The sequence below is a fragment of the Mitsuokella sp. oral taxon 131 str. W9106 genome, from assembly GCF_000469545.1.
Taxonomy (GTDB): Bacteria; Bacillota; Negativicutes; order Selenomonadales; family Selenomonadaceae; genus AWVT01.
Window position 1 is genome coordinate 39,840 of sequence record NZ_KI273052.1, and the last position, 23,920, is coordinate 63,759.

Annotated in this window: 23 protein-coding genes; all 23 read left to right on the forward strand. The window is 54.7% G+C overall.

The window, feature by feature from the left end:
* Positions 1-22: 22 nt before the first annotated feature.
* The 23 genes from HMPREF1985_RS01930 to pckA all read left to right on the forward strand — a co-directional run bounded on the left by HMPREF1985_RS01930 (position 23) and on the right by pckA (position 23,816).
* Positions 23-2,395, forward strand: coding sequence for an endonuclease MutS2 (locus tag HMPREF1985_RS01930; RefSeq protein ID WP_021770746.1), 2,373 nt, complete (start codon positions 23-25; stop codon positions 2,393-2,395).
* A gap of 62 nt (positions 2,396-2,457) precedes the next feature.
* Positions 2,458-4,590 carry a transglycosylase domain-containing protein gene (locus HMPREF1985_RS01935; RefSeq protein WP_021770747.1) on the forward strand — a complete coding sequence of 711 codons (2,133 nt, stop codon included), beginning with the start codon at positions 2,458-2,460 and terminating at the stop codon, positions 4,588-4,590.
* A gap of 31 nt (positions 4,591-4,621) precedes the next feature.
* Complete coding sequence (gene tyrS, locus HMPREF1985_RS01940; protein WP_040636794.1) at positions 4,622-5,830, forward strand: tyrosine--tRNA ligase; 1,209 nt, start codon at positions 4,622-4,624, stop codon at positions 5,828-5,830.
* A gap of 67 nt (positions 5,831-5,897) precedes the next feature.
* A complete protein-coding gene (locus tag HMPREF1985_RS01945) occupies positions 5,898-6,629 on the forward strand; it encodes a YebC/PmpR family DNA-binding transcriptional regulator (protein WP_021770749.1) in 732 nt (243 codons plus the stop codon).
* A gap of 91 nt (positions 6,630-6,720) precedes the next feature.
* Positions 6,721-7,215, forward strand: a complete 495-nt coding sequence (ruvC, locus tag HMPREF1985_RS01950) for a crossover junction endodeoxyribonuclease RuvC (protein ID WP_021770750.1) — start codon at positions 6,721-6,723, stop codon at positions 7,213-7,215.
* Positions 7,212-7,808 (forward strand): Holliday junction branch migration protein RuvA, encoded by a 597-nt coding sequence (gene ruvA / locus HMPREF1985_RS01955; RefSeq protein WP_040636795.1) that lies wholly within the window; start codon positions 7,212-7,214, stop codon positions 7,806-7,808. Before ruvC ends, ruvA begins: the two co-directional genes overlap by 4 nt.
* 61 nt (positions 7,809-7,869) lie before the next feature.
* Positions 7,870-8,868, forward strand: coding sequence for a Holliday junction branch migration DNA helicase RuvB (gene ruvB / locus HMPREF1985_RS01960; protein WP_021770752.1), 999 nt, complete (start codon positions 7,870-7,872; stop codon positions 8,866-8,868).
* Positions 8,869-8,887: 19 nt separating this feature from the next.
* Positions 8,888-9,529: an epoxyqueuosine reductase QueH gene (locus HMPREF1985_RS01965; protein ID WP_021770753.1), complete on the forward strand. Its 642-nt coding sequence runs from the start codon at positions 8,888-8,890 to the stop codon at positions 9,527-9,529.
* An 11-nt stretch (positions 9,530-9,540) separates the two neighbouring features.
* Positions 9,541-10,722 (forward strand): SpoIID/LytB domain-containing protein, encoded by a 1,182-nt coding sequence (locus HMPREF1985_RS01970; protein ID WP_021770754.1) that lies wholly within the window; start codon positions 9,541-9,543, stop codon positions 10,720-10,722.
* Positions 10,723-10,760: 38 nt separating this feature from the next.
* Complete coding sequence (queA, locus tag HMPREF1985_RS01975; protein ID WP_021770755.1) at positions 10,761-11,804, forward strand: tRNA preQ1(34) S-adenosylmethionine ribosyltransferase-isomerase QueA; 1,044 nt, start codon at positions 10,761-10,763, stop codon at positions 11,802-11,804.
* 151 nt (positions 11,805-11,955) lie between these two features.
* A complete protein-coding gene (locus tag HMPREF1985_RS10740) occupies positions 11,956-12,546 on the forward strand; it encodes a hypothetical protein (protein ID WP_021770756.1) in 591 nt (196 codons plus the stop codon).
* Between the two features lie 54 nt (positions 12,547-12,600).
* Entirely contained in the window at positions 12,601-13,149 is a 549-nt protein-coding gene (locus HMPREF1985_RS01985) for a biotin transporter BioY (protein ID WP_021770757.1), read from the forward strand.
* Position 13,150: 1 nt separating this feature from the next.
* Positions 13,151-14,293 (forward strand): thiolase family protein, encoded by a 1,143-nt coding sequence (locus HMPREF1985_RS01990; RefSeq protein WP_040636796.1) that lies wholly within the window; start codon positions 13,151-13,153, stop codon positions 14,291-14,293.
* The gene (locus tag HMPREF1985_RS01995) at positions 14,290-15,624 is read left to right on the forward strand and encodes an AMP-binding protein (RefSeq protein WP_021770759.1); all 1,335 of its coding nucleotides are present in this window, start codon (positions 14,290-14,292) and stop codon (positions 15,622-15,624) included. The genes HMPREF1985_RS01990 and HMPREF1985_RS01995 overlap by 4 nt, the downstream gene beginning before the upstream one ends.
* Before the next feature lie 366 nt (positions 15,625-15,990).
* Positions 15,991-16,431 (forward strand): 50S ribosomal protein L13, encoded by a 441-nt coding sequence (gene rplM / locus HMPREF1985_RS02000; protein WP_021770761.1) that lies wholly within the window; start codon positions 15,991-15,993, stop codon positions 16,429-16,431.
* Positions 16,432-16,455: 24 nt separating this feature from the next.
* A complete protein-coding gene (rpsI, locus tag HMPREF1985_RS02005) occupies positions 16,456-16,848 on the forward strand; it encodes a 30S ribosomal protein S9 (protein WP_021770762.1) in 393 nt (130 codons plus the stop codon).
* A gap of 411 nt (positions 16,849-17,259) precedes the next feature.
* Positions 17,260-17,529, forward strand: a complete 270-nt coding sequence (locus HMPREF1985_RS02015) for an ACT domain-containing protein (RefSeq protein ID WP_021770764.1) — start codon at positions 17,260-17,262, stop codon at positions 17,527-17,529.
* A 30-nt stretch (positions 17,530-17,559) separates the two neighbouring features.
* Positions 17,560-18,921: a PFL family protein gene (locus HMPREF1985_RS02020; protein WP_021770765.1), complete on the forward strand. Its 1,362-nt coding sequence runs from the start codon at positions 17,560-17,562 to the stop codon at positions 18,919-18,921.
* A gap of 16 nt (positions 18,922-18,937) precedes the next feature.
* The gene (nth, locus tag HMPREF1985_RS02025; RefSeq protein WP_021770766.1) at positions 18,938-19,573 is read left to right on the forward strand and encodes an endonuclease III; all 636 of its coding nucleotides are present in this window, start codon (positions 18,938-18,940) and stop codon (positions 19,571-19,573) included.
* 10 nt (positions 19,574-19,583) lie between these two features.
* Entirely contained in the window at positions 19,584-20,036 is a 453-nt protein-coding gene (locus HMPREF1985_RS02030; RefSeq protein ID WP_040636797.1) for an N-acetyltransferase, read from the forward strand.
* Between the two features lie 71 nt (positions 20,037-20,107).
* Positions 20,108-21,121, forward strand: a complete 1,014-nt coding sequence (gene aroF / locus HMPREF1985_RS02035) for a 3-deoxy-7-phosphoheptulonate synthase (RefSeq protein ID WP_021770768.1) — start codon at positions 20,108-20,110, stop codon at positions 21,119-21,121.
* On the forward strand, positions 21,118-22,008 hold the full coding sequence (locus HMPREF1985_RS02040; RefSeq protein ID WP_021770769.1) for a prephenate dehydrogenase: 891 nt from the start codon (positions 21,118-21,120) through the stop codon (positions 22,006-22,008). Before aroF ends, HMPREF1985_RS02040 begins: the two co-directional genes overlap by 4 nt.
* Positions 22,009-22,199: 191 nt before the next feature.
* The gene (gene pckA, locus HMPREF1985_RS02045) at positions 22,200-23,816 is read left to right on the forward strand and encodes a phosphoenolpyruvate carboxykinase (ATP) (RefSeq protein ID WP_021770771.1); all 1,617 of its coding nucleotides are present in this window, start codon (positions 22,200-22,202) and stop codon (positions 23,814-23,816) included.
* Positions 23,817-23,920 lie beyond the last annotated feature (104 nt).

Consider the following 23,920-nt stretch of genomic DNA (forward strand, 5'->3'; position numbering starts at 1 on the left):
GGAAAGCCATAAGGGGGTAGGCATGGAACAAGACGCATTTCAGATACTCGAATACGAAAAGATCACGGAAATGCTCGCCGAGCGAGCGGGTTCGATGCTCGGCAAGCGCAAGGCACGTGCGCTTTTGCCAAGCAGCGATTATGAGGAAGTCGAAACGCGCATGGCGGAGACGGCGGAGGCGGCATCGGTCCTCGCATCGGCCATGCCGCCGCTCGGCGGCATATACGATCTCTGCGCCATCCTGAAAAAGGCTGGACTCGGCGCCGTGCTTGAGCTTGAGGATCTTTCCGCTGTCAAGAACACGATGTACGCGATGCGGAATGTCAAGTATTTCTTCCGCGATCTTGAGACAGAAGCGCCCGTCCTCAAAGAGTGGGCGCACAGCATGGAGATCCTCGGCCAGCTTGAGCGCACGCTCGGCAATTCGATCGACGAGCACGGCGCGATCCGCGAAGACGCGAGCGTTGAACTGCGGCGGATACGGCGTCAGCTCAAATCGTCACAGGGACGTATCAAGGAGCACATGTCCGGGATCCTGCGTGCGGCTGAAAATCAAAAATACTTTCAGGACGCCATCGTGACGGTGCGCGATGACCGCTACGTCATTCCCGTCAAGCAGGAGTACCGCGCGCATTTCCCCGGCGTCGTGCATGACCGTTCGGCAACGGGCGCGACGCTGTTCATCGAGCCGCTTGCTGTCGTCGAGCTCAACAACGACGTCAAACAGCTCATGCTGGCCGAGCAGCAGGAGATACAGCGCATCATGCGCCGCCTCTCGGAAGAGATTCGCAAGAACGGGGCAATCCTCACCGAAAACTGTGAGCGGCTCGGCAGGATCGACTTCACTTTTGCCAAGGCAAAACTTGCGAAGGACATGCGAGCCGAACGCCCTGTTTTCAACACGGAAGGGCGGACGGAACTCCATGCGGCACGACATCCGCTCATCCCCGCCGACCGCGTCGTGCCAATCGATATGCGTATCGGTGCACCAAACCGCATGCTGCTTATCACGGGACCGAATACGGGGGGCAAGACGGTCAGCATGAAGACAGTCGGTCTTCTTGTGCTCATGGCGCAGTCGGGCTGCTACTTGCCGACAGCAGCAGGCTCGGAGATTGCCGTTTACCAAAATATCTATGCAGACATCGGCGATGAGCAGAGCATCGAGCAGAGCCTTTCGACATTCTCCGCGCACATGACGCATATCGTTCGCATTTTGGATCAGGTGGAGTCGGGAGATTTGCTGCTTCTGGATGAGCTCGGCGCAGGCACGGACCCCGAAGAGGGTGCAGCGCTGGCGATGAGTATTTTGGAGCGGCTTTTGACGGTTCGCGCCACGACGATTGCGACGACACATTACTCGGAGCTCAAGACGTTTGCCTACAGGCAGGATGGCATTGAAAACGCCTGCGTCGAATTCGACGTGCAGACGCTTCAGCCGACGTATCGCCTGCGCATCGGCATGCCGGGGGCGAGCAATGCGTTTGCCATCAGCCAGCGGCTTGGCCTGTCGGAATCGCTCATCTTGCGTGCCGAGCAGCTCATCAAGGCGGATCATGCACAGTTCGAGCAGGTCATCCATCAGCTTGAAACGGAAAAGCTCCTCTACGAACAGCGCAATGCCGATATCGCAGAGCGCCAGCGACGCGTTACGCAGCTCGAGCAGAAGCTCGAAGCGATGAAGGAAGCGCTTGCGCGCACAAAGGGCGAGTACATCCGCAAGGCGAAGGAACAGAGCGCGGCGATGATCCGCCGTGCGCGCCGCGAGAGCGAAGCGGTCATCAAAGAACTCAAAGACCAGTTTGACGATCAAGGCATCAAGAAGCGCCAGCAGGCGATTGCCGACGCGCGCGCACGCCTCGATGCGGCGCTTGAGAAAGCAAATCCCGGCATCATGGCGCAGAAGGGAATCGGAACGCCCATTGACCTCAAGACAATCGTCGAAGGGGATGCCGTCTACATCAAGAAGCTGGATCAAAAGGGGGTCGTGACGAGCGTGCATGGAAAAGAACTTACCGTGCAGGTCGGCGGCATTCATACGAAGGTCAAAGCATCTGGCTGTACGTTTATCCGTCACGCAGCGGCAGAGAAGCCGAAAGCAGCCGCACGCGAGAAGCGACAGACGACAGCTTTTTTGCAGAAGACAAAGGAAGCGCATCGCGAGATCGATATTCGCGGCATGATGGTCGATGAGGCGGAGGCCACGCTCGGCAAGTTCATCGATGATGCTGTCATGGCGGGGCTTTCTAAGATCCTCATCATTCATGGGAAAGGAACGGGCGCACTTCGGAAAGGCGTGCAGGCTTATTTGAAGCATCATAGGAATGTGCTTCGCTACGCTTTTGCTGATATGACGGACGGCGGAACGGGGGCGACCATCGTCGACTTAAAATAAATCTGCGCTTTTTATTGCAGTTGTGGTAAACTATAAGAGTATTTACTTTAAGGAGGCAACTCATGGAAAAGCGTCCCGGTGCAAGCCACGCGAAGCGTGCGGGAAACACGAAGCGGAAGCGCAGCGGCGGCAGTACGCTAGCACGCGTGTTCTTAGGCTTTGTGATCGTATTTCTCGTCATGCTCATAGGCGTTGGCTGCGGCTTTTTGACGGCAAGCATGAATACGAAGCCGAATCTTTCGGACGATATCCGCCCCCCTGCATCTTCCCAGATCTACGACATCAACGGCAACGAGATTGCGAATGTCCATGCGGCAGAGAATCGTCGGCCGGTCAAAATCGAGCAGGTGCCGAAGGCTTTGCAGAACGCATTCGTAGCGGTTGAGGACAATCGCTTCTACGAACACGCGGGCATCGATCCGCGCGGCATCGCGCGCGCCATTTGGGCGAATCTGCGTGGACGCACCGTCTCAGAAGGCGGTTCGACCATTACGCAGCAGCTCGCCAAGAATGCGTATCTGACGCAGGATCGCACGCTCAAGCGCAAGGTACAGGAAGTCTTCCTTGCACTGCAGCTCGAGCGTCAGTATACGAAGCAGGAAATCTTGGAATTATATCTCAATCAGATTTACTTTGGCGAGGGTGCGTACGGCGTCGAGGCGGCAGCACATACGTACTTTGGCAAGGACGTATCGGAGCTTACGCTAAACGAGTGCGCAATGCTCGCAGGCATACCGAAGAGCCCAAACTACTACTCGCCGATGAGCAACATGGAAGCGGTACGGGAACGCAAGGCTACCGTCCTCGATCAGATGGCGAAGTACGGGTACATAACAAGCTCTGAGGCGGCGAAGGCGAAAAAGGAAGAACTTCATATCGTCAAGCCGAAGAAAAAGACGGATACGCAGGAGGCAGCTTACTTCATCGAATACGTGACGCAGCGCATGATCGAAAAGTACGGTGCGGATGCCGTCTACAAGGAAGGCCTGAAGATATACACGACGGTCGATATGGACATGCAGCGCGCAGCGGAAGCGGCGATGAAGAAGCTGCCAAATATCACAGTCGACGGCAACGGGATCCAGCAGCCTCAGGGCGCACTCGTTGCGATTGATCCCCATAACGGTTATGTCAAGGCAATGGTCGGCGGTCGCGGCACGGATCAGTTCAACCGCGCGACGATGGCGGAGCGTCAGCCTGGCTCGGCATTTAAGCCGTTTGTCTTTGCAGCAGCGCTGGAAGACAACTTCACGCCTTCGACGGTCATCGATGACAGTCCCGTCAAAATCGGAAACTGGGAACCGCAGAACTATGAGCGCACGTTCCGCGGCAAGGTTACCTTGCGTGAAGTCGCGATCCATTCGCTCAACGTTCCGACGGTCAAGATCGCGCAAAAGGTCGGCATCGACAAGCCCATCTACTATGCGCAGGAGATGGGCATCTCGACATTCGTGCTCGACGGTGCGCGCAATGACCGCAATTTTTCGACGGCGCTCGGCGGCCTCACGAAAGGCGTGACGCCGTTTGAGCTCGTCAGTGCCTATGGCACGTTTGCGAATAAGGGCGTCCATGTCGACCCTGTCGTCATCGTCAAGGTACTCGATCGCGATGGCAAGGTCCTCGAGCAGGCCGCACCGAATCAGCGCAGCGTTATCAGCGAGCCGAGCGCGGCGAACCTCACGAGCATGCTGCAGGATGTCGTGCAGAAGGGTACGGGCACGCGTGCAAGGCTCAATCGTCCTGCGGCAGGCAAGACGGGCACGACGAGTGATTACCATGATGCGTGGTTTGTCGGCTATACGCCGGATCTCGTCGCAGGCGTTTGGGTTGGAAATGACAACAATACGCCACTGGACGGCATGAGCGGCGGCCTGCTGCCTGCGGAGATATGGCATGCCTTTATGGAAAAGGCGCTCGAAGAGACGCCGCCGAAGAACTTTGACGGCTCAGTGGTATCGGGCGGCGGCATGGGCGAGCTCAAAGATGCGAACACGTCTCCTTCCCGCAAACGGGATGAACGGAAAAAGAAAGATGACAAAAAGAATCCGCAAGGCCTGAACGCACCGAGAGCGACGGGCAGCGTGCCGCCTGCAAATGCGCCTGCCCCAGAGAGCAATGCTGCTCCTGCTGCGCCTTCCACACCTGCGGAAGATGCGCCCGCACCGGGCGGTGACGTACCGAAGAGCCGAAACTGATGCATGGGTCCGACAGAGGAGAGAGAGTTTGTTGGCAAACGTAATCGATATTTTGAAGGAGCGCGGCTTCCTCGCGCAGTGCACGAATGAGGAAGAGCTGCGCGGACTCTTTGACAAGGAAAGCGTGACGTTTTATATCGGCTTTGACCCGACGGCAGACAGCCTTCATGCAGGCCACTTTATTGCACTCATGGCGATGGCGCACATGCAGCGCGCAGGGCATCGTCCGATCTGCCTTGTCGGCGGCGGTACGGGAACGGTCGGCGATCCGACGGGGCGCACCGACATGCGCAAGATGCTCACCGATGCAGACATCGAACACAACTGCGAGTGCTTCAAGAAGCAGATCGCACGCTTCATCGACTTTTCGGACGGCAGGGCACTCATGGTCAATAACGGAGACTGGCTGCGGAAACTCAACTACATCGAGCTGCTGCGTGAGGTCGGCGCGCATTTCACCGTCAACCGCATGCTTGCGGCAGAGTGCTACAAGCAGCGTTGGGAGAAAGGGCTGACCTTCCTCGAATTCAACTACATGATCATGCAAGCGTACGACTTCCTGGAACTCAATCGCCGCTATGGCTGCAAGTTGCAGATGGGCGGTGACGATCAGTGGTCGAACATCATCGCCGGCGTCGAACTCACGCGCCGCAAAGCGGGCGTTCCCGTCTATGGCATGACGAATCGGCTGCTCACGAAGAGCGACGGCAAGAAGATGGGCAAGACGGCTGGTGGTGCGCTTTGGCTCGACGCGGAGAAGACGAGTCCTTACGAATTTTACCAGTATTGGCGCAACATCGATGACGCGGATGTCGGGAAATGCCTCGCGCTTCTGACGTTCCTTCCGATGGAGGAAGTGCATCGTCTCAGCGCATTGAAGGATGCGGCAATCAACGAAGCCAAGACCGTGCTTGCCTACGAAATCACCAAGATTGTGCACGGCGATCAGGAAGCGGAAAAGGCAAAGCAGGCGGCAGCGGCGCTCTTCGGCGGTGGAAGCAAGGCGGAGGACATGCCGACCGTAAAGGCGGCTGCCGGAACGAAACTGCTCGACGTGCTTTTTGCAGGCAAAATTGTTGCCTCGAAAAGCGAGGCGCGCCGCCTCATCCAGCAAAACGGCATTGCGCTCAATGATGCGAAGGTCACGGACGTCGATTATCTCGTCAAAGAAGAAGATCTTGCGGGCGGCGAAGCAATTCTGAGGAAAGGGAAAAAGAAGTATTTCCGACTCGTGAAATGAGTTGAGACTTCGTGGAATCTATGATACACTAAAAAAGTTATTACGTACGAAGGAGCGGTGTTTTTTTATGTCAGGTCATTCCAAATGGGCAAATATAAAGCGAAAAAAAGGGGCAAATGATGCGATTCGCGGCAAGATCACGACGAAAATTGGTCGTGAGATCACGATTGCCGTCCGCATGGGCGGCAGCGATCCGACGGGCAACATGCGTCTGAAGCTCGCGCTTTCCAAGGCGAAAGCGAACAACATCCCGAAGGATAACATCAACCGTGCGATTCAGAAGGGCATGGGCGCATCCGAGGGAAACAGCTACGAAGAGCTCATGTACGAAGGCTACGGCCCCGGCGGTACGGCTGTCATGCTCGACATCCTGACGGATAACCGCAACCGCACGGCAGCGGATGTGCGTCACCTCTTCTCGAAGCACGGCGGCAACCTCGGACAGGATGGCTGTGTCGCGTGGATGTTTCAAAAGAAAGCCGTCTTTATCGTTGAGAAGGAGACGTTCGATGACGAGGACGCGCTTCTCGAGACCGTGCTCGACGCGGGTGCAGACGATATGAAGGGCGATGACGAGGTCTTCGAGATCACGGCGGATCCAGACGCCTACGATGCAATCGAAGCGGCACTCGGCGAGAAGGGCATCGAGACGGCATCGGCGGAAATCACGATGGTGCCGGACACGATGGTCCGCCTTGAAGGCGCGGACGCGGAGAAGATGCAGAGGCTCATCGATGCGCTCGACGAGAACGATGACGTTCAGAACGTCTACAGCAATTACGAATCGGACGATGCGTGATTCATAGCAGCAAGCGACCGGTCTTTACGCTCCGAGTTTCTTTGGGGGATAGAGACCGGTTTCTTCCTTATGAGGAATTTGAGGAAACGGCATGATAGCATTAGGGATTGATCCGGGGACGGCGATATGCGGCTATGGATTTGTCGAGATGGTCGGAAGCCGGCTTGTGCCACGCGCATACGGATCCATTTTCACCTCGCCGAAGATGCGGATGGAAGATCGGCTCGCGAAGATTTACGATGCGCTCGATACGCTCATCAAAGAACATCGTCCTGACGTCATGGGCGTCGAAAAGCTTTTTTTTAACCGCAATGTCACGACGGCAATCCCCGTCGGACAGGCGCGAGGCATCGTGCTCCTCTGCGCAGCGAAGAACAGCCTGCGCCTCGTCGAACGGACACCGATCCAAATTAAGCAGGATGTGACGGGATACGGAAAGGCAACGAAGGCACAGGTCATCTACATGGTGACGAAGCTTCTGCACCTCGCGGAGCCTCCGAAGCCTGACGATACGGCAGACGCGCTTGCCATCGCGATCTGCACGACGCATTGCGTGGACAGCATCGCATGGAGGAATGGGCTATGATTGGCTATTTGCGCGGCAAGGTCGCCTGCCTTTATGCGGATTCTTGCTTGCTCGACGTGCATGGCGTAGGCTATCGTCTCTTCATCGCGGGCGCCACGCGGCAGAAGCTTCGCCGCGGTGAGGATGCCCAGCTCTTCACCTACATGAGCGTACGCGAGGATGCGATCCTGCTCTATGGTTTTGCGACCGAGGAGGAACACGATCTGTTTCTGCAGCTCATTGCCGTTTCGGGCATTGGTCCGAAAGTCGCGCTCGGCATTCTCTCTTCCATTACGGTCGAGAGCCTCTGCCGTGCGATTCAGCAGAAACAGTCCTCCGTGCTTACGAAACTTCCCGGTATCGGGAAAAAGTCGGCAGAACGCCTCATCTTGGAACTCAAGGACAAGCTCGCCTTTGCAGGAGGTGAATCAGAGGACGGACTTGTACCGAATATCGAGATAGGCGAGGAGGCAACGGCAGAGGCAGTCGCCGCGCTTCTCTCGCTCGGCTATGCACAAGCGGAAATCGCGCCCGCCATCCGGCGCGAGGCAAGGAAAGGCATGACGACGGAAGCGATCATCAAGGCCGTGCTCCAATCGCTTGGCCGCGCCTGACGCAGCAAACGTTCCGCTATCGTCGTAGGAAGGAGGAATCGCATTGGACGAATTTGAATCCATGGAGGATCGGATCGTCTCGATGGACGAGCAGCGGGCGGACGATTGGCAGTACAGCCTCCGTCCGCGCAAGCTCGCCGCCTACATCGGGCAGGACAAGGTGAAGAGCAATCTCTCCATCTTCGTGCAGGCGGCACGGTCGCGCGGCGATGCGCTCGACCACGTATTGCTCTACGGGCCGCCGGGACTCGGCAAGACGACGCTCGCAGGCATTATCGCCAACGAGATGGGCGTAAACTTCCGCCAGACGTCCGGCCCTGCCATCGAGCGCACGGGCGACCTCGCGGCACTCTTGACGAACCTGCAGGAACACGACGTTCTCTTCATCGATGAGATTCATCGCCTTTCGCGCAGCGTCGAAGAAGTGCTTTACTCCGCCATGGAGGACTTCGCGCTCGACATTATCATCGGCAAGGGACCGAGCGCGCGCTCCATTCGCCTTGACCTTGCGCCCTTTACGCTCATCGGCGCGACGACAAAGGCGGGGGCACTATCCGCGCCGCTTCGCGACCGCTTCGGCGTTATCGAGCGATTGGAGTATTACACGCCGGAGGCACTCGTGCATATCATCGAGCGCGTTGCCGAAATCCTCTCCATTACGATTGAGGAGCGAGGGGCGATCGAGATTGCCCGCCGCAGCCGCGGCACGCCGCGCATAGCCAATCGCCTCCTGAAGCGCGTGCGCGACGTCGCGCAGATTGAGGGCGATGGTGTCATCACGGATGCCATCGCCGACAAGGCACTCCAGATGCTCGAAGTCGACAAAGTGGGGCTGGACCACACCGACCGCCGCATGCTCGATACGATGATACGGAAATTCGCAGGAGGGCCGGTCGGTCTCGAAACGCTCGCGGCATCCATCAGCGAGGCGACCGATACGATCGAGGATATCTACGAGCCATATCTTTTGCAGCTCGGATTTTTGAACCGCACGCCAAAGGGACGTGTCGTCACGGAAATGGGCTATCGTCACATGGGAGTGCCATATCCGCAGAATTGATTTACTGGGAGGGATTTCGATGAAGCTCTTGCTTCACATGTGTTGCGGCCCGTGTGCCTGCTATCCCGTCAAGAAACTTCGTGCGGAAGGCATAGAGCCGACAGGATATTTTTTTAATCCAAACATACATCCCTATCAGGAATGGGAGGCGCGCCTCCAGACGGCAAAGGAGTTTGCGCGCAAGGCCAGCATGGAGATACGTGCGGAAGAGACCTATCAGATGCGGGATTTCTTGAAAAAGGCGCTTCCAGCCGAATCCCTGCCGAACGGGCGTTGCACGATGTGCTATACGTGGCGTTTGGAGCAGACGGCAAGGTATGCGGCAGAGCAGGGATTCGATGCGTTTGCTTCTACGCTCTTTTACAGCATTTACCAGCAACATGACCTCATGAAAAAAACGGCGGAGCATTTTGCAGTACGCTACGGCATTGCGTTCCATTACGAAGATTTCCGTCCGGGCTGGCAGGAAGGCATTGACATCAGCCATGCACTTGGGCTTTACCGCCAGCCGTACTGCGGCTGCATTTTCAGCGAAGAGGAACGCTATAGCCGCGCGCTGCGAAAGCAGCAGAAGAAGGATAATCGCGCAAAAAAACGCGCGCGTCTCGCTGCACTGCAGAAGGAACAGGAAGAGGCAGGACGGACAAAAACAAGGGCTTAGGAGGAGTCACCATGAACAGGAAACCGTTTGGATGGAAAATCATGGCGGCGGCAATCGGCATGGCATGTTCCAGCCTATGCTTCGCGCCGGCAGCAAGTGCGAACTGGCAGCCTGCGCTTCGCGTCGGCATCGTGCAGGGAGCGAGCTCCGCTTCCTTGCAGGTGCAGGGTACGGCAGCCGTGCTGCGGCAAGAAGGCGAAAAGAAGGCACTCAGACGGCTTCCCGTCGGCAGCACCATCATCGTAACAGCGAAGGGCAGCGAATTTCTTGTCGATGGGAAAGCAATCGGAAATAAAATGCTTCGCGTGGAGAGCGAGAATCCGACGGAAATGGAGAATCTCCGCCTTTCTATCGAAGGACATACGTATCGAGGCGCGTTTCTGCTCCAGATGAAGGGCGGGGCGATCACTGCCGTCAATGAAGTGCAGATGGAGGATTACCTCGCAGGTGTCGTGCCGGAAGAGATGCCTGCCGACTGGCCGGCTGCGGCACTCGAGGCACAGGCCATTGCAGCGCGCACGTTCGCACTGAAGAATCGTAAACGCCATGCGAGCGAGGGATTCGACCTCTGCGCGACGACGCATTGCCAAGCCTACGGCGGCACAGGGGCAGAAAAGGCTGCATCGACACGTGCGGTCAAAGCGACGAAGGGCGAGGTCATGCTTTATAACGGCGCGCTCGTCGATGCGCTCTTCCACACGGATTCAGGCGGCATGACGGAAAACAGCGAGAACGTATGGGGGACGTACGTGCCCTATCTAAAAGCCGCCACCGAAGCGCAGACGGAAACACAGCCGTGGAAGAAGGAAGTCCATGAAAAGACGCTCACGTCGCTTCTCGCAAAGGAGGGCAAGCCGATCGGCGATCTAAAAAAAATCGAACTGTCGCCGCTTCGAGTCGGAAAGGGGGCGATGGATCGGAGCGCATCGGGGCGCGTCAAGACCGTGCGCTTCGTTGGAAGCAAGGGAACGGTGACGCTCAGCGGCAATATGCTTCGCAGTCTGCTCGGCCTGCGCAGCACGCTTTTTCAGATGAGGCTAGCGGGCGATACGGTGCAGATTGACGGATACGGCTGGGGACATGGGCTTGGGCTTTCACAGTGGGGCGCACGCGCTTGGGCGGCAAAGGGATGGAGCAGTGTGGAGATCCTGCAGCACTACTACAAGGGGATCACGCTGAAGAAGCTGTACTAAAGGGATCGCTAGGGATCCCTGCGCATAGAAGGAGAAACATGCAACTATCGGAATTTGATTACGACTTGCCGGAGGAGCGCATCGCGCAGACGCCGATCGAGCCGCGGAACGCTTCGCGCCTCATGGTGCTCGACCCTGCTTCCTGGCAGATCGAACATCGCCATTTTTACGATCTGAAAGAGTACCTAATGCCGGGCGATACGCTGATTTTGAACGATACGCGCGTCATGCCGGCGCGATTAGTCGGGCATCGCGACCAAACGGGGGGAAAAGTCGAAGTGTTTCTCCTGCGCCGTCTTGACGGAAACCGTTGGGAGTCGCTCGTAAAGCCTGGGAAAAAGGCGAAAGATGGCACGCGGATACGATTTGGAGCGGAACTCTCCTGCGTGGTCAAAGCCCATACCGACTTTGGTGGGCGCATCGTCGAATTTGAATACGAAGGCATCTTCGAAGAAATCCTTGATCGGCTCGGTGAGATGCCGCTGCCGCCGTATATACATGAAAAGCTTGCGGACAAGGAACGCTATCAGACCGTCTACAACCGCGAGGAAGGCTCTGCTGCTGCACCGACGGCTGGGCTCCACTTTACGAAGGAGCAGCTCAAAGAGATTCGCGCGATGGGCGTCCATATCGGATTTGTCACGCTTCATGTCGGGCTCGGCACATTCCGCCCTGTGCATGTCGATACGATCGAAGAGCACGAAATGCACAGTGAATATTACAGTATATCGGATGAGACGGCGCAGCTCATCATGAATACGAAAGCGGCAGGGCATCGTGTTATCGCTGTCGGCACGACGAGCATCCGCACCCTCGAATCCGCTGCCGACGCAAAACATGGGATTTCGGGCAAGACGGGATGGACGAACATCTTCATCTATCCGGGCTATGACTTCAAAATCGTGGATGCGATTATCACGAACTTTCATCTGCCCAAGTCGACGCTTATCATGCTCATCAGTGCTTTTGCGGGACGCGAGCTCGTCCTGCACGCCTATAAGATGGCAGTCGAAATGAAATACCGATTCTTTTCCTTCGGCGATGCGATGCTGATCCGATCAAAAGCGGCGAACCCCCAATAGGTGATGCAGATCCATGAAAAAGCGTGAAAACGCGTTAAGCCGTAAATTTAATTGCCGCTATCTTTTCTTTGGCTAACCGATGTTTATAAAATGCCGACGGAAAGGAATGCGTTATCGACAATGAATTTGCTGAACTTTGGGAGGTGAACGGATGGAACAAGTCCTGCATCTTGCACGCATGATGGCAGAGATGCGCCTTGCCGAGTATGAAGGTGCAAGGATCGCCAAAATTTCTTGGAGGAAAGAGCCTCGTCCAGGGATGGGATATGGAGTACGCTTTCAAAAACATGGAACCCGTTTTTTGAGGATAGTGTGCTGCGAAACAAAGCAACCTTTGATGGGAGAAATCTCCGCGAGTCTCATGCTTGGAAAAGGAGGTGTCGGAAAATCGCAAAGCGTACCGAAAGAGGAAAGGATATTGAAACAAACTGGTACAACGTGGCGATGCTTCTCGTATGCAGAAGTCCTTGCTTTTGTTGCTGCAGCGGGTGATGCAAACAGTATACATCGCCAAGAGCCTGCCATTGTGCCAGGGATGCTAATCTTGCAGGAGCTTTTGGGAGAGCATCCTATGGCACAGCGGATGGAAATCCGTTTTTTTCAGCCGCTTTATTGTGAGGAGGTGGTTCATCTTTTGCCTGATAAGGCGGGATATTCGGCGATGGCGAAGGGCGAAAGGAAATTCTTCTATTGCATCTGGAAAAGGGAATGTTCCGATACGAGATATTCGAGACATTATTGAAGGCCGTGTTTCCGATTGCAAGGAACGAGGAAAAAGAATCGAGGTTTAAAACGCATGAAACAAGAAAATACGATGCCGGTGCGAAACATGACAAAGATGGCGCTTTGCGTGGCACTTTGCTGTGTCACCGCATATATTTCCATTCCGTTGCCGTTCACTACGGCGATGATCACGGCGTTGACGCTTGCGATGAATCTTACAGCATTTATCTTGACCCCGCGAGAAACGTTTACGGTGCTTTGCGTCTACACTCTGCTTGGGTGCATTGGCCTCCCGGTCTTTGTCGGCGGTACGTCGGGGCTGGGCAAACTTCTTGGCCCAACGGGGGGCTTCATCATAGCCTTTGTCATCGCCTATCCGATTGTCAGTTGGCTCAAGGGAACGGGGAATTCGTTTAAACGTTTCGTGCTGGCGGCCGTTTTCATCGGCATTCCCATCACGTATGTCGGAGGATTGATCTCCATGATGCTCTTGATGGACGTCAGCCTTTGGCAGGCTCTCGTTATGGCAGTTTTCCCGTTTATCCCAGGCGATATTTTGAAGGCGGCTTTTGCTGCATTTTTGGGTGTGAAACTCAATAGACTTTTCCGTCAGCATGAATGATATGGAAAATGTTTACGTACTTGGCGGCTTGCGAACTCCGCTTGCGAAGCGCGGAGGACACTTCCGCGCCCTGCGTCCGGAATGCTTCACGGCAGAACTTCTGCGTGCCTTGTTGAAGCAATATGACGTCGATGGGTTGGATGCCGTTTTTTGCGGCAACGCTGTGGGAACGGGAGGCAATCTGACGCGGCTGGCATCATTATTGGCGGGCATAGATGAACGCATACCTGCTGTGACGATCGATATGCAATGCGCTTCGGCGGCTGCTTCTTTGGATTTTGCTTTTTCGAGACTTGCCAGTGGGCAAGGACACCTTTATGTTGCGGGCGGCATGGAAAGTCGCTCCTTGCAGCCTGTGCGGCGTTATGCTGAGGCGGATGAACGCCATGCATTGCTTCCACATGGCGAATATATGACAGCACAGTTTTCGCCGAAAGAGCTTTCAGCAGATGCCATGCTGCGAGGGGCGGAACGAACGGCAAAGGAAGAGAAAGCCAGTCGTACAGAACTTGAAGAATGGGCTGCAAGAAGTCACGCTCGGGCCGCTGCTGCACGTCGTGAGGGCAGTCTGCAGAAACTTATCGTTCCTATTGCAGGCTTATCCAAAGATGATAGCATACGAGAGACGATGAGCCTCGGCTTTCTCAAGCGATTGCCGCCTCTCTTTGGTACGGGAGGGCTTACGACGGCGGGGACATCATGCAGGATGAACGACGGTGCGGCGCTCGCGCTTCTTTGCTCTGAAGAATATCTGACAAAAATGGAAAGGAAGGCAGACGTTCGCCTTTTGGCGGTGGAAATGTCAGGCGGCGATCCGCTTTACAGCCCGCGTGGAGCCATGCAAGCTGCCGATCAGCTTTTGGAGCGGATGCGGCTTTCCTATGAGGATATGGCAGCGATTGAATTCAATGAGTCGTTTGCTGTCATAGATGTTCTCTTTGCACGGCGCTACCCAAAGCTTGTTGGACGGTATAATACGTTTGGTGGTGCGCTTGCTTATGGACATCCTTACGGCGCATCGGGAGCGGTGCTTCTCCTGCACCTGATTGAGGCAGTCAAAAAACATGGCGGCGGCTATGGGCTTCTCTCTATTGCCGGCGCCGGAGGCGTTGGAGAAGCAATCCTGGTGGAGATTTTTGGATGAATTACTATCGATTGTTCAAGGATCGGTCGATTTCCTATGAAGGGAAGCCATTTCTTTATGTTGGTGAAGAAACCTACAGTTATCGTGCTTTTTTCGCAGAAATCGAGAGGATGGCAAAACAACTTTCATGTGTGATAAAAGACGACCTAAAGAATGCCGACGTACTGGTTTCTGCTGAATCTTTTTTAAGCCAGGCCCTGCTATTCTTTGCTGCGCAAAAATTCCATGCTCGTCCGATCCTTCTGCACCATGGCCTTGCCGGAGCAGATAGGGAATCTATTGCAAAAGCGAATGGCTTGCAGGGAATCCTTCGCTTGAATGATGGAAGCCTATCGTACAGGCCTTTTCCCTATGAAGCCCGACAACATGAATCTCTAGATTGCCTTGGGGTCTTGAGTTCTGGAACGACAGGCACACCAAAGGTCATGTATCGCACATTTGAAAGTTGGGCGGGATTTTTCCCTGTGCAAAATGAAATCTTTGGATTGAAAGAAACGTCTTGCCTTTTCCTTCATGGCAGCCTGAGTTTTACTGGCAACCTCAATGCTTTTCTCGCTGCACTCTTCAGAGGTGCTTCCGTTTGCACGAGTGAACGTGCGAACGTGAAATCATGGATCGCTTTAATGGAAAAATGTGCAGCAGACATCATCTACCTTGTTCCTGCAAAACTTCGTCTTTTGGCAGAAGCAATTCAATCTGACATTTCAAGTGTGAGGTCTTTGTTTACGGGATCGCAAATTATCCCTGCATCTCTCTTGAGCCTGTTGCAGAGAAAACTGCCGAATGCTTCCATCATCCTCTACTACGGAGCAAGTGAACTCAATTACATCACTTATGCGCACTGCGGAGACTGCACGCGTGATCCGAGAAATTTGGGAATCCCGTTTCCAGGAGTGAACATCTCTGTTGCAGATGGATGGATCTATGTGGATACGCCCTTTCATGTAAGCGGAATCCCATCACCATTTACCTTGCATGACAAAGGGTATATGAATGAGAAAGGCGAATTAATTTTTGAAGGACGCGAACAGGCATGGGTAAACAAAGGCGGTTTTAAGATCAGTTTGGAGCATGTGGAACTGAAGATCAAGGCTGTTGCAGGCATTCGTGAGGCAGTCGTTCTTCCGGTTGGGGATGAGGTGCGAGGCGAGGAACTTGTCGCATTTCTTGTGCCTGCTGATGGGATTGAAAAAAAGAAACTTCGCCGCATGGTGCGCAGCACACTTTTGCCTGTTGAGATGCCGAAAAAGATGTATTTTCTTGCAGAAATCCCGCTCAATGATCGTGGCAAACTGGCGAAAGACGTATTGCTGAAGAAAATCGGGAAATAGCTTGGAATGGAAACTTCTGATGGAGGCAATAAATAGATTGATGCAAAAAGGTCCATTTTGGAATCCGCTCCGTTCCACTTTAAGGAAAAAGTCAAAAGCAATTGAAATAAGGGAATCAAAAATGGAACAGATTCATTCGACCAAAGGTGCTTCTGTCTATCCTTTTTCAGTTTCCGATTTCATTTTACAATGAACCCAATCTTCCTTGATGAAAAAGGCGGAAAAAGAACTTGACGCACTCCGGGTTTTTCAGTAGAATAGTTCCATGTGATGTTACGCATCTGTGTTTCCATTAGCCCCGGAGTCATGAGGCGTTGCATCTACCTACAAAGACAACGAGACATAAACTCTAGGGGGGAAAATCGCATGAAGACAACGTTTATGGCAAATGCATCCAATATCGAGCGCAAGTGGTATGTTGTAGACGCTGAAGGTCAGACGGTCGGCCGTCTCGCAGCCGAAGTCGCTAAAGTTCTTCGCGGTAAAAATAAGCCGACTTATACTCCGCATGTCGATACGGGCGACCACGTCATTGTCATCAATGCAGAGAAGGTAAGGTTCACGGGAAAGAAGCTCACGGACAAGACGTATTTCCGTCATTCCGGCTATCAAGGCGGCACGACGTTCACATCGGCCGGTCATATGCTGGAGCGCTTCCCAGAGCGCGTTTTGGAGCACGCGATCAAGGGCATGCTCCCGAAAAACCGTCTCGGCGCGCAGATGTACCGAAAGCTCAGCGTTTACGCCGGTCCGGAGCATCCGCATGCCGCACAGAAGCCCGAGAAGCTCACGTTCAACATCCGCTGATCTGGAAAGGGAGGAACATATAATATGGCACAAGTCAGCTATTACGGCACGGGTCGTAGAAAGTCGTCCGTTGCCCGTGTTCGTCTGGTTCCAGGCGAAGGCAAAGTCACGATCAATGGCCGCGACATGGAAGAATATTTCGGCCTCAAGACGCTCGAACTCATCGTTCGTCAGCCGCTGAACCTCACGGAGACGGCCGATAAGTATGACGTCATCGCAAACGTCGCAGGCGGCGGCGTAACGGGGCAGGCAGGCGCGATTCGCCACGGCATCACGCGTGCACTCATGGAGATGGACGCAGAGCTCCGCCCAGCGCTCAAGAAAGCCGGCTTCGTCACGCGTGACCCGCGTGAAAAGGAACGCCGCAAGTACGGTCTCAAGAAGGCCCGCAAGGCATCGCAGTTCTCGAAGCGTTAAGCAGAAAGAATCGGATAGAACGTTACAAAAGCCCGTCAGTCCAGTACTGGCGGGCTTTTTCGGTTATCTTGACGCGCTGAGGCTGGCCGTAAGGTTGATGAAAATCGGTTGATTTTTCGAGTCGAAAGTTACATACAAGAACGTTCGATTGAGCATCAGATGCTGTCGTGTTGTAGTCTTCCTGCGTGCATTCCCACGACACGTTATGTCGGTCATGGATTTCCTGTATCTTGTAGCAGTCGGCGACGGGCAAATTACATTTTGCCATGAGGGATTCTTGCTATGAATTTTTCGTGTGCAAGTTAATTATACAATCCGCCACGTTTTGAAGTCTACAAAGTATTGGATTTTTTGATTGCCGCTTGCTATAATGAGGCGAGACGATGGAATCAATGGAAAGGAAGATTCTCGATGAAATTAGTAGTCACGGTTGTAGGCAAGGATCGCGTCGGTATCATTGCAATGGTCAGTCGGATTCTTTCGGAAAACAATGTCAATATCCTAAGCATCAATCAGAATATCATGGACGGCTTCTTCAACATGGTACTGATCGCGGAAATCAGCGAGAGCAAAATAAAGCTTGCGGATCTGCAAAAGAAACTCAAAGAGAAGGGGCAGGAGATCCACGTCGACATCAAGGCGCAGCATGAGGACATTTTCAACGTCATGCATAACATTTGAACCGGCTCGTGGATAGGAGGAAAGAATCCATTGATCACGATAGATGATATTATTGAAACCAACCGTATGATAATGGAAAATCGTCTCGACGTGCGCACGATCACGATGGGCATTTCGCTTCGCGACTGTGCGCATCCGAATCTCGAAAAGTTCTGTCAGAACATTTATGATAAGATCACGACGTCGGCGGAGTTTCTCGTCAAGACGGGCGAGGACATCGAGGCGGAGTACGGCATTCCCATCATCAACAAGCGTGTATCCGTCACGCCGATTGCGATTGCGGCAGACGCCTGCAGGACGGATTCCTACGTTCCCGTGGCGGAGGCGATGGATCGCGCTGCAAAGGCGATCGGCATCGATTTCATCGGAGGCTTTTCGGCGCTCGTCGAAAAGGGATTCACGCACGGCGACCGCGTGCTCATAAATTCCATCCCGCAGGCTCTCGCTGCTACGGATCTCGTCTGCTCATCCGTCAATCTCGGCTCGACGAAGGCGGGCATCAACATGGATTGCGTGCGCGAGATCGGCGAGATCATCAAGCGCACGGCGGAGCTTACGCGCGACAAGGAGGCGCTTGGCTGTGCGAAGCTCGTCGTATTCTGCAACGCGCCGGGGGATAATCCGTTTATGGCAGGTGCATTCCATGGTGTCAGTGAAGCAGATCAAGTCGTCAGCGTCGGCGTCAGCGGCCCAGGTGTCGTCAAACATGTGCTGGAAGGGCTAAAGGGAGCAGACTTTACGGAAATTGCCGAGCAGATCAAGAAGACGGCATTCAAGATCACGCGCGTCGGCCAGCTCGTCGCGCGCGAGGCCTCGAAGCGCCTCGGCGTACCGTTTGGCATCATCGATCTGTCGCTCGCACCGACGCCTGCTGTCGGCGACAGTGTCGCGCGCATCATCGAAGAGATGGGCATTGAGGGATGCGGCGCACCGGGCACGACGGCGGCGCTTGCACTCTTGAATGATGCGGTCAAGAAGGGCGGTCTCATGGCTTCGTCGCACGTCGGCGGCCTTTCTGGCGCATTCATCCCAGTCAGCGAGGATGAGGGCATGATCCATGCCGTTTCGAATGGAAGCCTTTCGCTTGAAAAGCTCGAAGCGATGACGTGTGTCTGCTCCGTCGGACTCGACATGATTGCGATTGCGGGCGATACGAGCGCGGCGACGATTTCCGGCATTATCGCAGATGAGGCGGCAATCGGCATGATCAACAATAAGACGACGGCCGTCCGCGTCATCCCTGTACCGGGCAAGAAGGTAGGCGATACGGTCGAATTTGGCGGGCTCTTGGGTTACTGCCCGATCGTTCCCGTGTCGGATCGCTACAGTTCTGATGCATTCATCGCACGTGGCGGACGGATCCCTGCACCCGTGCGCAGCTTGACGAATTGATGGGGGAGAGTATGTCATGCGTGTGACGAAAAAGGTAAAGGCGGAGCAGATAGCCATTCTCGAATGTGTCTATGGAGGTACAAAGCCAGAACTTCATTTTTCGAGTGCATTTGAGCTTTTGATTGCCGTCATACTCTCGGCACAGTGTACGGACAAGCGCGTCAATGTTACGACAGCGCGCCTCTTTTCGAAGGCGAATACACCGGAAGCAATTGCAGCGATGGGACTTTCCGCGCTTGAGGCAGAGATCAAAGACTGTGGCCTTTACCACACAAAGGCGAAGAACATCTTGGCGACGTGCCAAATGATCTGTAGGGAGTATGGCGGTGAGGTGCCGGCGGACTTCGAAACGCTGCAAAAGCTGCCGGGGGTCGGACGCAAGACCGCGAACGTCGTCATGAGCGTCGCGTTCCACTATCCGGCGATTGCGGTCGATACGCATGTGTTTCGCGTTGCGAATCGGCTGAAGCTCGCTGTGGGAAAGACGCCGCTTGCGGTGGAAGAAGGGCTGAAGAAGGCGATTCCGCGGGAAAAGTGGTCCGACGCGCACCATTGGCTGATTTGGCATGGGCGTAAGATCTGCAAGGCGCGAAAGCCGGCTTGTGCGAGCTGTCCGCTCGCGGCGGTCTGTCCGAGTGCGGGCGTCGAATGAGGGGATAAAGTTGGAGTACAGGAAAGCAACGTTTCAGGATGTCGAGGCGATTATCGAGCTCGTCAATGCCTATGCGGCGGATGGTGTCATGCTTGCGCGCTCGCGCAATACGCTTTATGAGACACTGCGCGATATGATCGTCGCCGTGACGGACGAGGGGAAGCTCGTTGGCGTCGGCGGCCTTCATGTGATATGGGATCGGCTCGCTGAGATTCGCACGCTCGCTGTCTCACCCGATATGACGCGGCAGGGGATCGGTGCAGAAATCGTGCGCCGCCTTATCGAGGAGGGCGATGCACTCGGCGTCGAAAAATACTTTACGCTGACCTACAAGCCGGGATTTTTCCAAACGATGGGCTTTCAGGCCATCACGAAGGAAGAACTTCCTCATAAGGTATGGAAGGAATGCATCGATTGCCCGAAGTTTCCGAACTGCGATGAAATCGCAATGGTCCGCGTCTGATAAACGATTGACAGGGGAATCTTCGGGAACATTCATTTCGCGGCGCAAAGCACTTTGCAGGAGGAACAGACATGATTATTGTAATGAAGCCGAACGCGACGAAGGAGAATATTCACGGTATGGTGAAGCACCTCGAGAAGGTTGGGCTAAAGGCGCACCTTTCGACTGGTGAGGACTGTACGATCATCGGTGTCATCGGCGACCGCAAGAAGATCGCCGGGCTTGAGGTCGGCATGATGGACGGCGTCGAAAAGACGGTGCGCATCACGGAAAAGTACAAGCTCGTAAGCCGAAACTTCCATCCCGAAGATACGATCGTTGACGTCGCCGGCGTCAAGGTCGGCGGCAATGCGATTGTCGTCATGGCAGGTCCCTGCTCGGTTGAGAGCGAGGAGCAGCTCCGCGAGGCGGCGCGTGCCGTCAAAGCTGGCGGTGCAAGATTCCTGCGAGGCGGCGCATTCAAGCCGCGCACGAGCCCGTACGATTTCCAGGGCCTTGCCGATACGGGACTCAAGATGCTTCGCAAGATTGCAGACGAGGAAGGTCTTCGCGTCGTCACGGAGATTGTCGACAAGGATGATATCGACCTTGTCGGCGCGTATACGGATCTCTACCAGGTCGGTGCGCGCAACATGCAGAATTTCCAGCTTCTGAAGGCGCTCGGCAAGGCGAAAAAGCCCGTCATGCTCAAGCGTGGTCTTTCGGCGACGATCAGCGAGTGGCTCAACGCTGCTGAGTACATCATGGCCGGTGGCAACGAAAACGTCATTTTCTGCGAGCGCGGCATACGCACGTACGAGACGTTTACGCGCAATACGCTTGACCTCAGCGCTGTCGTGGCAGTCAAGGAACTCTCGCACCTGCCGGTCGTTGTCGATCCGAGCCATGGAACGGGCCGTTGGCAGATGGTTCGCCCGATGGCACGCGCTGCCGTCGCCTCCGGCTGTGATGGCCTCATCATCGAGGTGCATCCGCATCCGGAAGCCGCACTGTCCGATGGCGACCAGAGTCTCACGCCGAAGAATTTCAATGCATTGATGGAAGAGCTTGGCGCGATTGCGACGGTCATGGGGCGCAAGCTATGAAACAACTCCATCTAGCCATCATCGGCGTCGGCCTTATCGGCGGTTCGCTCGGACTTTGTCTCAAGGACAAAATGGGCGATTCCATCTATATCACGGGGCTTTGCCGCACGCAGAAGTCCATGGATGCAGCCGTTGCGCTCGGTGCGGTCGATGCGGTATCCGCTGACGTGCGGAAAGTCGTGGAGGAAGCGGATATCGTCTTTTTGAGTCCGCCCGTTCTCCAAATCCTTCCAATGGTCGAAAAGATCCTTCCGTATCTGAAAAAGGGGGTAATTTTGACGGATGCGGGAAGCACGAAGGCGTATATTTGGGAGCACTTAAGAAAAATTCTGCCCGACGATATCTACTACATCGCAGGGCATCCGATGACGGGCCGCGAAAAAAGCGGCGTGCAGGCGGCGAAAAAGGATCTCTTTAAAGGCAAGGCGTATGTCATCGTCGAGGATACGGGCGCTTCGCGCGAGGCGCATGAGAAGCTCATGCGCGTACTTCGCCATACGGGCGCGAACTTTACGGAACTCGACCTTGAAAGCCACGACCGCTGCGCTTCCGTTATCAGCCATGTGCCGCATGTTGTGGCAGCGGCGCTGGTGACGCTTCTCAATCGTTCGGGCGATGATATGGAGTCGTGCCTGAAGCTCATCGGTGGCGGCTTTCGGGATACGACGCGCATCGCATCCTCGAATCCAGATATGTGGGCGGATATCTGCATGACGAACGGAAAGGCGATCGTGGCGAATTTGCATGAGCTTCAATCGATCCTGAGCGAGGTCATCGAGGCAGTGGAGAAAAAGGACCGACAGGCGATTTATGACTATTTTGACGCGTCGCGCAAGCGGCGTGACGCGATTTTAGAAAATGCATGGAAGCACTTTGATCCGAACTAAAGCGAATCAAGAAAGCAAGCGATAAAACGAGACGTGCGTTTTGTCGCTTGCTTTTTCTGAGAAAAGAGGCATATAGTCTTAAATGCATAAAAATGGTTGACAATTACGACAAAATAAGATACTATATTTTTTGTGGTAATCGTTCACATAGGTATGTGAAAAATAACGCGAAGTGAAAGAGGTTGAGAGCTATGGCAACAGTCGATCTTACTCGGTATGGCATTACGGGCACGACGGAAGTCGTGCACAATCCCTCGTACAAGGTCTTGTTTGAGGAAGAGACAAAAGAGGGATTGACTGGCTATGAAAAGGGGCAGGTTTCGGAGCTTGGCGCGGTGAACGTCAAGACGGGTATCTTTACGGGGCGCTCGCCGAAGGACAAGTACATCGTCGAGGACGATACTTCCCGCGATACGGTTTGGTGGACATCCGATGCGTATCCGAACGACAACCACAAGGCTTCGCAGAAGGCTTGGAATGCGGTCAAGGAGCTTGCGAAAAAGGAACTCTCGAATAAGAGGCTCTACGTTGTCGATGCGTTCTGCGGCGCGAATAAGAATACGCGCATGGCAGTCCGCTTCATCGTAGAAGTTGCGTGGCAGGCGCATTTCGTCACGAATATGTTCATTCAGCCGACGGAAGAGGAGTTCAAGAATTTTGAGCCGGATTTCGTCGTCTACAACGCTTCGAAGGCGAAGGTCGGAAACTACAAAGAACTCGGTCTCCACTCGGAGACGGCGGTCGTATTCAATCTGACGGAAAAAGAACAGGTCATCATCAATACGTGGTATGGCGGCGAGATGAAGAAGGGCATGTTCTCGATGATGAATTACTTCCTTCCGCTTAAAGGCATCGCTTCGATGCACTGTTCTGCCAATACGGATAAGCACGGCGAGAACACGGCAATTTTCTTCGGTCTTTCGGGCACGGGCAAGACGACGCTCTCGACCGATCCGAAGCGCCTTCTCATTGGCGACGACGAGCACGGCTGGGACGATAACGGTGTCTTCAACTTCGAGGGCGGCTGCTATGCAAAGGTCATCAATCTCGATATGGAGTCGGAGCCGGATATCTACGGCGCGATCAAACGCAATGCGCTTCTTGAAAACGTCACGCTCGACAGCACGGGCAAGATTGACTTCGCGGATAAGAGCATCACGGAGAATACGCGCGTTTCTTATCCGATCGATCACATCAAGAGCACGGTCAAGGACATCGTCGCAGATCGCAGTGCTGCACCGGCAGCGAAGAGTGTTATCTTCCTTTCTGCTGACGCGTTCGGCGTCCTGCCTCCCGTCTCGATTCTGACGCCGGAACAGATGGAGTATTACTTCCTGTCCGGGTTCACGGCAAAGCTCGCCGGCACGGAGCGCGGCATTACGGAGCCTACGCCGACGTTTTCAGCTTGCTTTGGGCAGGCATTCCTCGAGCTGCATCCGACGAAATATGCAGAGGAGCTTGTCAAGAGAATGCAGGCGAATGGAACGAAGGCGTATCTCGTCAACACGGGCTGGAACGGCAGCGGCAAGCGCATTTCCATCAAGGATACGCGCGGCATCATCGATGCAATCCACAGTGGTGCCATCAAGAAGACAAAGACGAAGAAGATTCCGTACTTCGGCTTTGAGGTTCCGACGGAACTGGAAGGCGTTGCGACGAATATTCTTGACCCGAAGGATACCTACAAGGATCCGGCAGAGTGGGACAAGAAGGCAAGAGACCTTGCAGCGCGTTTCATCAAGAATTTCGAGAAGTACACGTCGACGGCGACGGGCAAGGCTCTTGTTGCGGCAGGCCCGAAGCTCTGATTATCGTATTGCGGCGTGGCAAATGAATTGCGTGAGGGGGCTTCCTGTTTGGGAAGCCTCCCTTTTTTCTCCTTTTCGCTTGCCGGAAATAAAAAAAGAGGAGG